Origin of the sequence: Pseudovibrio sp. Ad26 (genome assembly GCF_001623285.1) — a bacterium.
GTDB classification, from domain to species: domain Bacteria; phylum Pseudomonadota; class Alphaproteobacteria; order Rhizobiales; family Stappiaceae; genus Pseudovibrio; species Pseudovibrio ascidiaceicola.
Genome location: NZ_LMCE01000088.1, coordinates 345683 through 361868 on the forward strand (window position 1 = coordinate 345683; position 16186 = coordinate 361868).

Below are 16186 nucleotides of genomic sequence, written 5' to 3' on the forward strand. Positions count from 1 at the left end.
CTAAAGTGGACCTCGCCCCACGCCGCAAAAAGGCACCACCATCATTCCCGGTTACCAACCTCCTGCCGCGCTCGGACAGGGAGCTGGAGATAACACTCAAACGCCTCCTCAACGCCCAGAAAATCATCGCCCCCCTCATCGCAGCAGGCAACACAAAATACCTCTCAATCTTCCAACGCCTGAAACGCGAGATCGAAGAGTTCCAACAACGCAAGGACGACCCGGCATTGGCGCTTAGGATTGCGAAGGACGATTAGGCCAGAGGTGTTGGTAGCTCACTCTGTACCTTTGCAGGTTGCGGCTACTGACCTCTCCAGTAGTTATTGGCTGCTGCAATCGTTTGATACTCAAGAGCGACAACTTGACTTGCCGCAGTTAAGCTGTCCGGATTGACTGAGTAGACTGAACGCCCCTGCTTCAACTCATCCAGATCATTTTGAATGTTGTGAATGGTATGACGAGCAATCAACATCGCAAGTTGCCGTCCTTCCTCTGGTGTTTTGGTAATCAAGGTACCACCAGGGATCATGACGAGTTCTGCGTTTGGTAGCTTATCCATCTTACACTCCGTTTTTGTAAGGAACGAAACATACTATCCATCAGATAAAGAGCCGCTCTTACGAGGATACAGCCCACTCTACAGAGAGAAGATTTGGCATTCCATTAATAGAGACAGCCCATTGCCGGATATTCCTCCAACCTAAAACCGCAGAACAATGGGAGTGCGAGTTGGGTATCAGGTTAGGGTCTGCATTGTTCGGGCTCCTGATGGGGAACAAGAGATAACTCTCGAACGCTTCCTCTACGCCCCCAAAGTCATTGGCACGCTCATTGCAACAGGCAACACAAAATACCTCCTAATCTTCCAATGCCTAAAACGCGAGATCAAAGAGTTCCAGCAACGCGAGGAGGACTTGGCATTGGCGCTTAGAATTGCGAAGAACGATTAAGTGGGTGAGGCAGAGAGAGCTAAGGCGACTATAGTGGGCGCCCGCCTAAGATGCCCAGATCCATCTCCCCCTGAAATCAGCCGCGTAAAACAGCATCCAGAACAAGGAGGGCCAATCCAGAGAAAACCAAAGCGCTGGCAGCACTTAAGAAAATCAATATTTAAATCTGCGCACATTTACACCGAATGACTCATACATGTAAAAAATACGAAGAATACCCTTACTTAACATAAGTATTGCTTAAATATATTAATGAATACTATTTATATATTTAAATATTGCAAGAATCATATTTAATTTTATACTTGCCTGATTGCTTTTATATTAAGGGATGTAGAAAATGTGTAAATTATGCATGATGAATCAACTGCATGTACCTGCAGACAGTATATCCTACAACTCAAGTGTCACGGAGCAAAAAGCGGCCCTCAGCGCACAAGCTGCCGATGGGGTTTCAGCACAGGTCGAGGTGACAGATTTCTTAGCAAATACTCTAGTCATGAATGAAGGAGAAGATGCTGACGCAGGGCCCTCGACGCAATACCTCATTGCCGCAGGGGATAGCTTTTCAGGTACACTTGAAACCAATGGGGACCGCGACTGGGTGGCGATCGACCTTAGTGCGGGATCAAATTATACGATCAACCTTAATGGGAGCGGAGCTGCGCCGGTTACAGATACTTATTTAAGAATATACGACGCCTCAGGAAACCTAGTTGCGTTTGACGATGACGGCGGACCTGGTTTAAATTCATCTTTAAACTTCATAGCATCCACGTCAGGCAGATTTTACATCAGCGCCGCTGCCTACTCGGATGGGCAGACCGGAAGTTATACTGTCAGTGTGGAGGAGACCTTGGCTCCATCACCGCTGGATGCGCTCGATTGGGGTGGTTCCGCTGTAGATACAACAAATATTTCTGTCTACTTTGCGCAAGCTGGTGAAGTGTTTGATGGCCAAAGTTCAGATGGTTGGACGCAGGCGCAGATTGATGGCGCGATGGCATCGTTAAACGACTTATCGCAAGGGACAAATCTCACTTTTTCGGTAGCAAGCAGCTCAAATAATGCAGAGTTTAAATTTGTAACATCTGCATTTGGCGGCAGTACTTATGCCTATATGAATCCTCCGAGTGAAGCAAATCCAGGCGTAGCCGTTTTCAATACCTCTAATATGAATTTAGCAAACCTAGATCCAGGCTCACTTGAGTACTTTGTGTTTCAACATGAAGTTGGTCATGGACTGGGTATGGCGCACCCTCATGATACTGGGGGCGGTTCAAGTGTGATGAACGGGGTTTCTAGCTCACGCGGCGATTACGGTGACTTCGATCTCAATCAAGGTATCTATACCATGATGAGTTATAATGTCGGCCATGCAGAGCTTTATCCGGAATGGCCGAGTACTTATGGCGCGACGGTGGGCCCTATGGCGTTCGACTTGGCGCTTCTGCAGGAGAAATACGGAGCAAAAGACGCGAATATAGATAACAATACATATCTCCTGCCAGAACTTAACGGTTCAGGCACATTTTATTCGTGCATCTGGGACACCGGCGGTATCGATACAATCGCGTATACGGGCTTCAGCAGCGTCAATATCTCGCTTGTAGCCGCTACTCTTGATTACAGTAGCACAGGTGGTGGTGTACTCTCCTATGCAGAAGGTGTGCGCGGAGGGTATACCATCGCCAATGGTGTTGAGATAGAAAATGCCTCTGGTGGCGCTGGCAGTGATACTGTGGTTGGAAACTCCTTGGAGAATGTACTTCAGGGTTTCTCCGGCGATGATTTCCTTGATGGAGCTCAAGGAGATGACCTTTTAGAAGGTGGTGCGGGACGTGATACCTTTAGTTTCACGAGTATAGGTGACACTGACACTATTGCTGACTTTCAGGACACAGTTGACTTTATTCAGCTCGGCCCTGAATTTGGCGCGAATTCCTTTACAGAGCTGTCTTTGACCAATAGAGATGCCGACGTCATTGTCGCCTTTGGAGATAGTGAGATCATTTTACAAAATACGGATCTCTCACTTATTGGCGCTGAGGACTTCATCTTCGTTTAACTTACAATCCCAACATTGGGGTGTAAGGTAAGCGTTTGGCGAAGGCGACCTACCAACCAGCAACGGGACCTGTTACGCTGACATTGCAGCGTAACACCACGGCATTAGGTCGGTGATGTGGGTTATCTTGTGATCAGCGATTTAGGTCAGAACCCACGTGAGCCAGGCATGAGGGGTCCACATTGTTGAGCTTGGCTGTTTCGATGAGAGTATAGGCGACTGCCGCAGCTTTATAGCCACCTTCTGATCGCATGAAGAGATAATTTTTCCGCCCAAGAGCAACAGATCTCATTGCCCGCTCGGCCGTGTTGTTGTCGAGCTCCAGAGAGCCATTGTCGATATAAGGCCGTGCTTTGGGCAGGCGCGAGAGGGCATAACGAGTTGCTCCAACCAGCGACGACTTGCCGGATATTCTGGAAAGCTGGGCGTTTAGCCTGTCAACATTGTGGGCAAACCCAACATTAGCTGCAGGTGGGAAACGCAGAGGAGATAACAGACCGATGTGGAAGCTTGGGCCAGAACCAGCTATTCGACAGATTCCATCATGGGTTGAGATAACAAACGCACTCCGGTATCGGCGCTAATACCGACTACATTCATTCTAGGATAGTTTGTTCCCCATAGAAGCCATATGGGCAGGTGAGTGGTTTTGGATAAGGGAGTGTTTGGCCATAATCACTAGATTAGGAGTGAAGTAGGGCGCAAAATACAAAGACCCCGGCGCTACAGCTGAGAAGGCGGTTAAAGACAATCGACGCAGAAGCCTTTCGAGAGGAAATGATGGCATCACAACCTTAACGCCTATCCGAAAACAAGCAGGAGATGCACTTCAACCATAGCTGTCATCTCAGACCTCAGAAACCAGAACTTTGCCTCATGTTCCTTAAGAATCCAGATAATCTGCTCGTTTAAAGATCTCTACCTTTTTTGAGAATATGAAGGTCATGTAGGCTGATTGAGACACCAGCCTACACTAAATAAGTGTCAACCTAATACAGCCTTCACTGCTCTTACTGTTGCGGCAACGACTGTGTCTGCTTCTTCGTGTGTTAGGCAGAATGGGGGGGCGAAGCCGAGGATGTCGCCTTGGGGCATTGCGCGTGCGATGATTGCGTCCTGAGATAGCAAGGCTGCGGAGATTTGAGCCCCGATTTTGTCGGATGCCTCGAAGAAACTATGGTCGTCGCGGTCTTTGACAAACTCTACGGCGCAGAGTAATCCCTCGCCGCGCACATCTCCCACATTAGCATGCCCCCCCAAAGCTTCCTTCAGGGATTTGTTGAGATATGCACCAGTGGTTCCGGCCTTCTCAACAAGGTTCAGATCGTCAAGCAATTTGAGGTTTGCGACACCGGCTGCGGCCCCAATGGGATGAGCTGAATACGTCCAGCCATGGCCTATTGGCCCATTTTCATCTGTCCCCTGTTCAAGAACCTTCCAGACCTTGTCTGAGACAATTGAACCGGAGAGCGGCGCGTAGGCGGATGTCAGGCCTTTGGCAATGGTGATGATGTCAGCTTCCAATCCATAATGATCAGAACCAAACATGGATCCGAGGCGCCCGAAACCTGTCACCACTTCATCAGCAATCAGCAGAATATCGTGCTTTTTCAAAACGGCTTGAATAGCCGTCCAATAACCAGCTGGTGGTGGAACGATCCCGCCGGTTCCCAGTACCGGCTCGCCAATAAACGCCGCAATCGTGTCGGCCCCTTCTCGCTCAATCAGAGCCTCCAACTCAGCAACACAATGGGCGACAAATTGCTCTTCACTTTGCTCCAAATTGTCACGGCGGAAATAATAGGGAGCCTCTGTATGAATGACCTGTTCTACAGGCAGATCAAACTTCTTATGAAACAGCTCAAGGCCTGTCAGCGAACCAGTCACCAGACCCGAACCGTGGTAACCGCGCCAGCGGGAGATAATTCGCTTTTTCTCCGGCCGACCTAAAATATTGTTGTAATACCAGATAAGCTTGATGTTGGTTTCATTGGCATCTGAGCCGCTCAACCCGAAGTAAACCTTAGACATATTACTCGGCGCACGATCCAAGATCATCTTGGAAAGTGTGATCGAGGCTTCTGTACCATGCCCGACATAGGAGTGGTAATAGGCCAGTTCTTTGGCCTGTTCGGCGATTGCCTCAGCAATTTCCTGACGGCCATATCCCACATTAACACAGTATAATCCGGCGAACGCATCCAGCATTCGGCGCCCTTCACGGTCCTCAATGTAAGAACCTGAGGCGGTCTTGATCACTCGAGTAGACGTTTCGCCTCGCGCGTGCTGAGCCAGATGAGTTGATGGGTGGAAAAAATTCTCCCGATCCCATTGTGCCAGCTGATCGTTTCGTAACATGACTTTCCTCCCTTATGCCCAGTCGCGGCAAACGTATTTAACTTCAGTAAACTCTTCCATGCCCAGCCGTGCACCTTCCCGGCCCAGACCAGATTGTTTAGTGCCTCCAAATGGAATGGGTGCGCCAGTCACCTTTGTGCGATTGACTGCAACCATTCCGAATTGAAGAGCACGGCTAACTCTGTAAATCCTGCGCGGATCATCGCTATGCAGATAGGCAACCAGTCCATACTCGCTGTCATTGGCGCGGGCGATGACTTCCTCTTCACTGTCAAAAGGAGCAATCGCAGCCACTGGCCCAAAGGTCTCTTCACGCATAATGAGAGCCTCAGCGGGCACATCAACCAGCACCGTCGGCTCAAAAAACAGTGGTCCCAATGAATGTCGGGTGCCCCCACAGGCAATCTTCGCGCCTTTGGCAACGGCATTGGCGACATGTTCTTCTTGTTTCTGAACAGCTTTTTCGTTCATCAACGGACCAATGTCCGGATCATCCAATCCAGGGCCTATGGAAAGAGATTGAGCTGCTTTGGTAAAACTCTTGCAGAACTCTTCGTAGATCGGACGCTCAACAAATATTCGGTTCGCCCCCAGACAATCCTGACCGGATGTTGCGAACTTGGATTTTATCGCCTCAGCAACCGCGTTCTTCAGATCTGCCCCATTAAAGACAATAACCGGAGCATGTCCGCCAAGTTCCAGGATAAGGCGTTTTATGGTGGAGGCTGATTGGCTATAAAGCAGTTTGCCGACAGGGGTAGACCCCGTAAAGGATAGCGCCCGCACGCGGCTATCACTGGTCCAGGGCTCGACAATTTCTGGAGCTGAGCCAGTCACCACATTAAACACCCCTGCGGGAACTCCAGCTCGCTCAGCCAGTTCCGCTAGGGCGAGTGCGCTGTACGGGGTTTCTGCTGATGGGTGGGCAACGATCGTACAGCCTGCAGCCAAGGCAGCGGCAGCTTTCCGTGTCAACATCGCACTTGGGAAGTTCCAGGGTGTGATCAAGGCAGCAACCCCAACCGGTTCTCGCCAAAGCTCCACTTCTGCATCGGCTAGATGACTGGTGACGCCTTCAATGTTGGGACGCTTGGCTTCCTCGGCATAGAACTCAACAAACGCTGCACCATATTCTATTTCACCACGGGCTTCTGACAAGGGTTTGCCCTGTTCCAGAACCATGATCCGTGCGAGGTCTTCTTTATGCGTAAGCTGAAGTTCAAACCAGCGACGCAAAATAGACGCTCGTTCTTGCGGTAGTAATCCCGACCATTTGGGAAAGGCATCTGAAGCTGCAGTTACCGCAGCAGACGATTCATCTGATGAAAGGCCTGCAACATCCCCTAGGTAATCCCCGTTTGCTGGATCAATAACCGCAAATGTCTCATCTGTTCTTGCAGCACACCACTTTCCATTTATGTAGGAAAAGGAACGCACTAGCGCTTTGTCTTGAATGTCCGTCCGTGCAGACAAGGCTGTTTCTGACATGGCGCATCCTCCTTGCTCTACAACAGAATTTGCCTGTTTTTGGCGGAGGATGTGACCGAATGAAGTGTTCATTACAGAGTAATCGTCTGCTAATCGGCCGCGAAAAGAAGATTCAACGGAGGTGCCGCATTTCCCTTTACAGGCTTTGTCACAATGTACGTGAAGTAGCGGGATAACCCGATGCGTGCATCCAGCATGGTGTCGATCAGCCTCTGATAAGCGTCTACGTCTCTGGTCACGATCTGTATCAGATAGTCAAATCCGCCCCCTAATGCCCAGCAAGCCACGACTTCCTCGTAGTTCTGCATGGCTGTTTCAAAGGCGTAAAAGCTCGCAGCCGTGTGGTCCACCAGTTCAGCAGCGACGAAAACAGTGACGTGAGGCCCCAGTTTTTTGAGATTAATCCTTGCACCATAACTTTCGATCAGACCAGATTTCTCCAGCTTCTTCAGCCGGTCCCAGCAAGGTGTTGGAGACAATCCGATGCGGTCCGCCAAAGCGGCTTTGGTGATGCGGCCCTCATTTGAGAGTATTCGCAGGATATCCAGATCACGCTGATCAAGTTGCATGCTCATCTTTTGATATCTCTCACACTTCAGGAACGCCAATCACCGCCGCACAATCACCGGATTTGATCAGCCCGGGGAAATGACGACTGATGAGGATGCCGCTGCGCTTTGCGTGGTATCTGGTTGGTTCAACACCGGTTCTGTCCATTGGCCAAACACGGGCAACAATGTCACCTTCTCCAACGGGATCTCCCAGATCGACCATAGGTTCGTATAGCCCGCCCTGCTCGCAGAATGTAAAGCAATCTGCCCCTGGCATCCCTAAGTTTACGGAGGACTCCAGTTGTTTTTCTCCTTGCAGGATACCGAACTGGATCAAGACATTACGCAATCCCTTGCGTGCGATTCCGATGGTTTTTGCCGTCGCAGTTCCACCACCGCCCAGTTCAGTTGTCACAAGAACCTTGCCCATGCTTTCAACTGCTGTGTCGTACATGCCTATATTATCGATTTCGAGGAGCTGAACGGAGTAAGGTGCGTTAAACGCAGCCATTGCTTCAAAGCAGGCCTTCTCATTGCTCTTATCTTCCAGAATATGAGCTGCTGCGAACGGCACAAAATCAAGGGTCTTACCTCCACTATGGAAGTCGACAGCGACATCTGTCAGAGGAAGCAGGTAACGCTGAAAATAGTCGGCAATTTTCTCAGTTGGAGTTCCGTCAGGACGACCTGGAAATGAACGGTTCAGGTTTCCCCTATCAATGGGTGACGTCCGCGTTCCCGCCATAAATGCCGGGAAGTTGAAGGCCGGAACTATGATAATTCGACCAGTTACGTCCTCTGGTTTCAACGCAACTGTCAGTTCCTGGAGGACAACTGGCCCTTCGTATTCATCGCCGTGATTTGCGCCTGTTAAGAGCGCTGTCGGCCCTTCTCCGTTTTTGATGACCGTAATGGGAATCATAACAGAGCCCCACGCACTGTCATCACGGCTATAGGGTAACCGTAAAAACCCATGATGAATGCCGTCCTGATCCAATGGGATTGTGGGCGTAATGGGATTTGCCTGCATAATTTTCGTCCTGATACACACGGATCAACTATTGATCGCTGTGCCTGCTTTTACGGCTTCAGCTCGGGCTCCGGCCAAGGTGGCAATGGCGGTGTCTTGCACCCCAGTTCCTGTCAGATCGCAAACCGTAATGTCTTTGTTCGACTGCCGCCCTGGCTTTTGGCCAGAAATTACTTGTCCAAGTTCCGCGTACATCTCAGTACTGTTGATCGTGCCAGCTGCTATCGCTGTACGGAGTTCGCCTTGTTTGATGGATTGAGATAAGCGGTCACAAACGAAAACAGAGGCACCTGGAATAACGCAGGGCGCGAGTTCTGATTTATAGTCGGCATCTGATCCCATGGCGGTGATATGCTGCCCAGGTCGCATCATATCCGCCTTGATCAAGGGCTCTTTGGAGGGGGTTGTTGTTACGACGATATCGGATTGAGCCATAACCTCAGCAATGCTGCCAGCAATGACTTCAATTCCCAATTGAGTTGAACACTCCCGAGCACAAGCAGCAGCTTTTTCGCTGTTGCGCCCCCAGATAACAGCTCGTTCAATATTACGAACAAGCGTCAATGCTTGCAGTTGGAGGCGGGACTGAATGCCACTTCCAAGAATACCGGCAATCTTGCTGTTCTCTCGTGACAGATGCTTGGCTGCGACGGCTCCAGCGGCAGCTGTGCGCACATCGGTCAGATACCCGTTATCGAGCAGTAACGCCTTGACGATGCCGGTCTTTGCATCAAACAGCACCATCAATCCGTTCAGGCTTGGCAGACCCAGTTTAGGATTGTCGAAGAAACCCGGGCTCATCTTGATCGCAAAACTGTCTATGCCGGGAACATAGGCAGTCTTCACATCCACTTCCCCATTGTGCTCAGGTACATGAAAGCTCAGGATAGGCGGCATTACAACGTTTTCTGTTGCAAGCAATCGAAATGCATTTTCTACACATGCAACAGCATCCAGATCCAAAGAAACAGCAGAGCGCAGATCTGCCTCCGTCAGGATATTAATCTCAGGCATAAAGGCTTCCATTCACAGAGGTCGGCGCAGCCACATCGACGTTCTCGCCGTCGATCAAGCGTTTATGCAGCGCCATATCAATATTTTGCCCGCTGATGAGGCTCACACACTTTCCGGGTATTTTGATCTTTCCAGCGAGTAAGGCAGCAATACCGACACTGCCTGAGCCTTCAATCACCAGACGTTCCTGCCAGTAAGCGTGTCGAATGGCTTCTGCTATTTCTTCTTCGCTGACCAAGATCAAGTCATCTACCAGATCCCGTGTCATCTCGAAGGTATAGGCATTGTTCAGCCCAATCCCACCACCCAATGAATCTGCGAGTGTTGGCACTTCTTCAACAAGGATCGGTTTGCCTGCATGCTGGCAGCTATACATGGCAGCACCGCGCTCCATTGAAACGCCAACAACACGAATTGAGGGACTGATGGTTTTCATCACCAACGCCACTCCAGAAATTAAGCCACCGCCCGAGACTGGTACAAGTACCGTATCCAGATCAGGTGTTTGCTCCAGTATTTCCAGCGCAACAGTGCTTTGCCCTGCAATGATATCCCGGTGGTCAAATGGCGGGATCATCGTCATTCCGTCTTCTACCAGCCGGTCTACTTCAGCCTGAGCATCGTCCTGAGAACTTCCGGTTATTCGAACTTCAGCACCCAGCGATTGAATTGCCTCTACCTTGTTCTGCGGAACAAGTTTTGACATACAGATGATGCAACGCACCCCTGCTTTTGAGGCAGCATAAGCCAGACCGCGACCATGGTTTCCAGTTGAGACACCAACGACACCAGCTTCTTTTTGAGCTGCGTTGAGTGACAAAATTGCATTTGTCGCACCGCGCAGTTTAAAGCTTCCCGTGATCTGCGTTTGCTCAAGCTTCAACAACACTTCTGCAGAACAAGTCTGGCTCAAGCTGGGTGAGCTGACCAAGGGGGTCGTTCTAACGTGCCCCATTATTTTTTGGCGTGCAGAAAAACTGTCATGAACGGTGATTTTTTGCGTCATTGTGCGCTCATCCGATCTTTGATTGAGTGTTGGAACAGATGGCCAAAACCATGTACGACTTGCTCGGAGTCCAGATGCTGAAGGCAACGCCAGATCATTGCCTGATTTGAAGTCACCACTGGCTTGCCAATCCGATCTTCAATCCTATGAATGCACACTGCGGCCCTCAACCCGGTACACGAGATGAACAATGCATCTGCACTCGGCTCCATAGCTGCACAGGCAGCCTCAATAATCGTAGACTCGGAAAGCCGCGCAATCTCACGGTCATCATCGACACCGAGATAGTTTGCACTGGCAATTTGAAGGCCATTATCGGCGAAGTACTGAAACACTTCCTGCGAAATACTGGCAGAGTATGGAGTTAACACGCTGATCCGTTTTGCATCTAAAGCTTCGAGCGCATCAAATGCTGCAGAGCTGGGTGTCACAAATGGGGTGTCAGATTTGCCAGCTTTCAAGTAATCCCCGACAACTGCGTTTCCCAAAACAACTGAAGCAGCCGTACAGCTGTAAGCGATTACGTCCAACGCATCTCCAGGTAATATCTGCGAAGCAGCTTCTGTCAGGCGTGGACCTGTTGCCAGCAAATTCGCTCGTGTACCTGGGTTTTTATAGGTGATCCGGTTTGCGTAAATGCCGATCTGATCAGGATCGCACATGCGTGCGAAATCCCCTTCGCTGGTGTGATCTGTTGCCAAAACAATCAGACCTATCCGTTTATTGACTGAACGGGCGTCAAAGTTGGCTTCAACCAGAGAGGTCTTAGGACGACAATCAAAAATCATGTGCCCTCCTAAACAACAAGGACCGGGCATTCCGCCAAGCCTGTTACCTTGTGAGAGACACTGCCAAGCAAATATCCTTCGATTGAACCCAACCCTCTGCTCCCCAAAACAATCACATCGTTTTGGTGTTCTCTTGCAAAGCCCACAATCGTGCGGGCTGTTGGGCCGGATTTGGCAAAAGCGCGGATGTTTGCACACCCGGCATTCAGGGCAAGTTGCTTCCCCTGCTCTGCCACTTCACGAGCGTGATTACGCATCACATCATCCACGCTCTCATTTTCATCCGGGCGCACGATTGCGAAGGATGCTTCCAACATTGAATGATGTTTGTAAACGGTCAGAAGAGAGAGCGGGATGTTGCCGCAAACAGTCGCCAATTTAACAGCCTTGAGCAGTGCTCGCTCCGCCCCTTTAGACCCATCAAATGGAACAAGGATAGATTTGAACATCGAGTACTCCTTGTTACTTGGCAAAAGCTAAGTCGCGCAGAAAGAGCGCAATTTGTGGGAAAAAGATCAGAGCAATGGCGACCCCAACCAACATCAGGATAAACGGTGGCGTCCCGCGGATAACCTCAGCATAAGGTCGCTTGAACACTGCGATGGCCGTGAAAATGTCACATCCAAATGGCGGCGTTGCTGAGCCTATGGCGACCTGCAATGTGATGATCGTGCCAACCAACACCGGGTCCAAACCGACAGCCTTAACAACTGACGCAAAAATGGGTACCAGCACCAGAATAACGACGATTGGGTCGACAAACATACAGCCAACAAAAAATGCAGCTGAGATGACAAACAGGATACCCATTGCGCCCATGTCAGAAATGCCAATCGCAGTCAGGATTTCCTGCGGGACCTGAGCGAAAGAAATGATCCAGGAAAATGCTGCGCCTGCGCCGACCAGAATGAACACCACTGCGGTGATTAAACCGGTTGATTGAGCTGTCTTGTAAACATCAGTCAAGGACATGGAGCGGAACACAAAGACTTCCAGAACCAAAGCGTAAAGCACACACACTGCGGCCGCTTCTGTAGGGCTGAAGATGCCGCCATAAATGCCACCAATAATGATTACCGGAAAACCTAGCGGCCACAGCGCCTGCCGGACTGCGGTCAACCGCTCCCGCCAACTGGCTTTAGGCTCAGTTGGGACTTGGTTACGGACGGCGTAAATGTAGCTGTAGATTGAAAACAGAACGAGGATGAGCAGTCCCGGCCCGATGCCTGCGATAAACAATTCTGCAATAGATGTATTTGAAACAACGCCATAAATGATCATTCCAATTGATGGTGGGATCAGAAAAGCAATGTCACTGGCATTGACGATGAGCGCCAGAATGAAGCTGTCTTTGTAACCGGCCTTCAGCATACGTGGTCGCAAGGGCGATCCAATAGCCACAACGGTTGCCTGTGTGGACCCTGAGACTGCGCCAAACATTGTGCAGGCCATTGCTGTCGAGATGGCAAGACCACCGCGCACGTGGCCCGCAAAGGCCATGACCAAATCAATCAGGCGGCCAGCGGACTGTCCCCGTGTCATGATATCTGCTGCAAAAATGAACATGGGCACAGCAATGAGCGATGCAGGCCGAATACCTGCAACCATTTGCTGAATCATGGTTTCCATTTGCCCGAAATCACCGAACATCATCAAAAAACCAATGAAGCTCCCGACGATCAAAGGGATCATCATAGGAAACCCAAGAAGAAGAAGAGTAATCATCGAAAGGAATATTGTTGCTGCCATGATACTATCTTTCAAACCTCGATCTCATCTTCTTCATAGCCCTCAAGCATGTGGGTCGAGAGATAGATATCGGGAGCAGTCAAGTTCTTGATGGCAGTGAGCAGGTACTGTGTTCCCGTCATGAAAAAACCAACGGGCACCCAAACCAATATCACCCAAACAGGGATTTGCAGTGCAGGTAACACCCGGCCACGAGAGGCCTGTGTTTCAATGTAGTTGATTGAGTAATAACAGAGCAGGAACAGAAAAATTGCGGTCACCAGCGAGATCAGGACCATCAGAATTTTACGGTAGCCAGGAGACAAGCCGTCATAAATGGCGCTCATGCGGATGTGGCGCCCATGCCGTGCTGCATAACTGATACCAGCGAACGTGATCAGAATAATCAAGATACGGTTCAGTTCCTCGGAAAAGAAGATGGAATTTCCAAGCACAAAACGCCCGATTACATTGGCGATCGTGTTTGCTGCCATCAAAAGAACGCCGACTGCAAGCAGGACGGATTCAATCCGACTGATCGCTTGGTCAATAACACCCAAAAAGCCTGGCAAGTTTGATTGTGCCTGATCACTCATTCCACCGTCCCGCATTACATGAGGCGTGTAAGGCGAGGAGTGCTCGCCCTACATATTTTGCGCGATAACAACTGGCTGTTAGTCTGCAGTCGCGGCCAGATCGGCTTTCATCTGTGCAATGATTGCAGCGCCGCTATCACCTGTCATCTCGATGAAGGTCTTTTCAACCTCAGCCGCGGCTGCCTTGAAACATCCACGCTCATCTTCGGTCAGAACAGTGACTTTCATCTCTGGCTTGGCTTCCATGATCTTAGCAAGCTCAGTTTCAGCGGCTTGTTGCTGATAGACGACGGTATGGTCGTACGCAGCAGCTGCTGCCTTTTCCACAAGGTCCTTATCTTCTGCGCTTAAGCCATCAAAGAAATCTTTGTTTGCCATCACCGCGGTGGTGAAATTGTTGTGTCCCGCATATGTGATGTAATCGGTGACCTCATAGATCTTGGTTGAATAGAGGAAGAAAGTCGGGTTCTCCTGCCCCTGAATAAGGTTGGTTTGCAACCCACCATAAACCTCGCCCCATGGCAGTGGTGTCGGGCTCGCACCAAATGCACGATAGCTCTCAACCAGCAGTGGGTTGGTCATTACGCGAAACTTGACTTCATTCAGATCAGCACATGTTTTCACCGGCTTCTTGGTGGTCATTGCCACCTCGCCCTCGGGGAACATGTTCAGCAGTTCAAGGCCTTTTTCAGCATAGAGCGGCTTGAACATGTCATTGATCGCCTTGCTTTCCCGGTAGAAGCGAGCGAGATGCTTTTGATCTGTAGGAAGGAGATAAGGCACAAAGAACACTTGTGCTTCCGGTATCAAAGCCCCGGTGAAGCCCGGAGACTGATCAACAAACTGCAAGATGCCATCTTGTGTCTGTTCCATGATATCAGCAGACTCACCAAGCGTTCCATAAGGGAACAGCTGGATTTCATGATCAGAGTTTGCTTCAATTTCTGCTTTGAACTTTTGAGCATACACGCCCTGAACATCAGTCATGGCTTCTTCAAAAGCATATCGCCATGTATCAGCCTGCACCGCTCCGGTTGCAGCGAGAACTAATCCCACCGCTGCGCAAGATTGTAACGCCCGTTTAAAGATACCTGTCATTAATTCCTCCCCCAAAATCATCATGATGAATATCTGTTTTACTCGGCATCTTGCGCGCCGTTTCCAGTGAATGCCTGTGACTGCTCATAGGAACTGCCACGTCGGCAGGTTTGCTATGCAACCACAAACCTACGTGCAAATACTTGATGTACACAACATGATCGATATTTCGGCATAGTCAATAATAAAATTACCCAAATAGCTATGTTTTTCTAATTTTAATGCTGGTAAATTTGTTTTTTTTGATTGATCTTATTGGCGTTAGTTGCTGTTGTGTACAATTACAATTTTGACAAGGGAGGGCGACATGGGCCTAGAAAATGCTCCATTCAGCAAAACAGAATACGATCGGCGCATTGCTCAGACCCGCAGTGCCATGATGCAGGCCGGGATTGAGGTCTTGTTTGTGACTGATCCATCGAACCAGGCTTGGTTGACGGGCTATGACGGCTGGTCATTTTACGTGCATCAAGGCGTAATCCTGCCACTGGAGGGAGATCCGTTGTGGTGGGGCCGGATCCAGGATGCAAATGGGGCGCTGCGAACTGTTTGGATGGATGACGACCATGTGCTTGGCTATGCAGATCGCTACATCCAGTCAACAACCTGCCATCCTATGGAGGATCTGTCATCACACCTTGAAGCAAGAGGCTACTCCACATCCCGTATCGGCGTGGAGATGGAAAACTATTATTACTCCGCCAAAGCACATACGGTTTTGTTTTCAGAGCTCCCCAATGCAGTGCCTGTTGATGCAACGGCGCTGGTTAACTGGCAACGCGGTGTTAAATCAGAAGAAGAACTTGTTTTCATTCGAAAAGCAGCAGCCATCTCGGACAAAATTATCAGGATTGCACTTGATAAAGCTGAACCTGGGATGAGGAAGAATGAGCTGGTTGCGGATATAAGCCATGCCGGGATTACTGGTGTTGGAGATGACTGGGGAGACTATCCTGCCATTGTGCCTCTGACTCCATCTGGAAGGGATGCGACAGCACCTCATCTGACCTGGAACGGCAACCAAATGCGAACTGGAGAGATTACCTTCTTTGAACTCTCCGGCTGCTACCGGCGTTATCACGCCCCACTGTGCCGCTCAGTCTTTCTTGGCAAACCTCCACAATCGATGGTCGACGCCTCAATGGCCCTGACAGAAGGGTTGGAAGCTGGCCTGGAGGCGGCCAGAGCAGGAAACCGTGCCTGTGATATAGCCAATGCACTCAACAATGCACTCGCCAAAGTCGGCATTGATCGTGGAGGACGCTGCGGTTACCCGATTGGTCTGAGCTATCCACCTGATTGGGGCGAGCGCACTCTCTCGCTTCGACCTACGGATGAAACAGTTTTGTTGCCCGGAATGACCTTTCATTTCATGCCAGGCCTTTGGTTGGATGACTGGGGGCTGGAGACCACGGAAACAATCCTCATCACCGAAGCAGGCCCGGCCCGAGCTCTTTGTAATGTTGAGCGCAAACTCTTCGTAAAAGACTGATTTATAAACACGTCAGGCC

The 16186-nt window shown here is 50.0% G+C and carries 16 protein-coding genes; 3 read left to right on the forward strand and 13 right to left on the reverse strand.

Features of this window, described 5'->3' with window-relative positions; all coding sequences use genetic code 11:
- Positions 1-5 precede the first annotated feature (5 nt).
- Entirely contained in the window at positions 6-257 is a 252-nt protein-coding gene (locus PsAD26_RS18785; protein ID WP_063311652.1) for a hypothetical protein, read from the forward strand.
- Positions 258-301: 44 nt separating this feature from the next.
- Here the strand turns inward: PsAD26_RS18785 and PsAD26_RS18790 are convergent, their stop codons facing one another.
- Complete coding sequence (locus PsAD26_RS18790; protein WP_063311653.1) at positions 302-559, reverse strand: hexameric tyrosine-coordinated heme protein; 258 nt, start codon at positions 557-559, stop codon at positions 302-304.
- Between the two features lie 746 nt (positions 560-1305).
- On the opposite strand from PsAD26_RS18790, the gene PsAD26_RS18800 reads away from it, so the two are divergent.
- Complete coding sequence (locus tag PsAD26_RS18800; protein ID WP_063311655.1) at positions 1306-3018, forward strand: M10 family metallopeptidase C-terminal domain-containing protein; 1713 nt, start codon at positions 1306-1308, stop codon at positions 3016-3018.
- Positions 3019-3151: 133 nt separating this feature from the next.
- Here PsAD26_RS18800 and PsAD26_RS30405 read toward each other — a convergent pair whose 3' ends face one another.
- The 12 genes from PsAD26_RS30405 to dctP all read right to left on the reverse strand — a co-directional run bounded on the left by PsAD26_RS30405 (position 3152) and on the right by dctP (position 14675).
- Entirely contained in the window at positions 3152-3574 is a 423-nt protein-coding gene (locus PsAD26_RS30405) for a transposase (protein ID WP_208985773.1), read from the reverse strand.
- 428 nt (positions 3575-4002) lie between these two features.
- Positions 4003-5376: an aspartate aminotransferase family protein gene (locus PsAD26_RS18805; protein WP_063311656.1), complete on the reverse strand. Its 1374-nt coding sequence runs from the start codon at positions 5374-5376 to the stop codon at positions 4003-4005.
- Between the two features lie 12 nt (positions 5377-5388).
- Positions 5389-6864 carry an NAD-dependent succinate-semialdehyde dehydrogenase gene (locus tag PsAD26_RS18810; protein WP_063311657.1) on the reverse strand — a complete coding sequence of 492 codons (1476 nt, stop codon included), beginning with the start codon at positions 6862-6864 and terminating at the stop codon, positions 5389-5391.
- 89 nt (positions 6865-6953) lie between these two features.
- Positions 6954-7439, reverse strand: a complete 486-nt coding sequence (locus tag PsAD26_RS18815; protein WP_244271778.1) for an Lrp/AsnC family transcriptional regulator — start codon at positions 7437-7439, stop codon at positions 6954-6956.
- 13 nt (positions 7440-7452) lie between these two features.
- Positions 7453-8460, reverse strand: a complete 1008-nt coding sequence (gene doeB / locus PsAD26_RS18820; RefSeq protein ID WP_208980956.1) for a N(2)-acetyl-L-2,4-diaminobutanoate deacetylase DoeB — start codon at positions 8458-8460, stop codon at positions 7453-7455.
- 9 nt (positions 8461-8469) lie between these two features.
- On the reverse strand, positions 8470-9459 hold the full coding sequence (locus PsAD26_RS18825; RefSeq protein ID WP_063311658.1) for a cyclodeaminase: 990 nt from the start codon (positions 9457-9459) through the stop codon (positions 8470-8472).
- The gene (gene eutB, locus PsAD26_RS18830) at positions 9452-10465 is read right to left on the reverse strand and encodes a hydroxyectoine utilization dehydratase EutB (protein WP_063311659.1); all 1014 of its coding nucleotides are present in this window, start codon (positions 10463-10465) and stop codon (positions 9452-9454) included. The genes PsAD26_RS18825 and eutB overlap by 8 nt, the downstream gene beginning before the upstream one ends.
- On the reverse strand, positions 10462-11253 hold the full coding sequence (gene eutA, locus PsAD26_RS18835; RefSeq protein WP_063311660.1) for an ectoine utilization protein EutA: 792 nt from the start codon (positions 11251-11253) through the stop codon (positions 10462-10464). Before eutA ends, eutB begins: the two co-directional genes overlap by 4 nt.
- A gap of 8 nt (positions 11254-11261) precedes the next feature.
- Entirely contained in the window at positions 11262-11702 is a 441-nt protein-coding gene (locus PsAD26_RS18840) for a universal stress protein (RefSeq protein ID WP_063311661.1), read from the reverse strand.
- 13 nt (positions 11703-11715) lie between these two features.
- Positions 11716-13002 (reverse strand): TRAP transporter large permease, encoded by a 1287-nt coding sequence (locus tag PsAD26_RS18845; protein ID WP_063311662.1) that lies wholly within the window; start codon positions 13000-13002, stop codon positions 11716-11718.
- Between the two features lie 11 nt (positions 13003-13013).
- The gene (locus PsAD26_RS18850; RefSeq protein ID WP_063293583.1) at positions 13014-13577 is read right to left on the reverse strand and encodes a TRAP transporter small permease; all 564 of its coding nucleotides are present in this window, start codon (positions 13575-13577) and stop codon (positions 13014-13016) included.
- 78 nt (positions 13578-13655) lie between these two features.
- Positions 13656-14675, reverse strand: a complete 1020-nt coding sequence (gene dctP / locus PsAD26_RS18855; protein ID WP_057464136.1) for a TRAP transporter substrate-binding protein DctP — start codon at positions 14673-14675, stop codon at positions 13656-13658.
- A 307-nt stretch (positions 14676-14982) separates the two neighbouring features.
- On the opposite strand from dctP, the gene PsAD26_RS18860 reads away from it, so the two are divergent.
- On the forward strand, positions 14983-16167 hold the full coding sequence (locus PsAD26_RS18860) for a M24 family metallopeptidase (RefSeq protein ID WP_063311663.1): 1185 nt from the start codon (positions 14983-14985) through the stop codon (positions 16165-16167).
- Positions 16168-16186 lie beyond the last annotated feature (19 nt).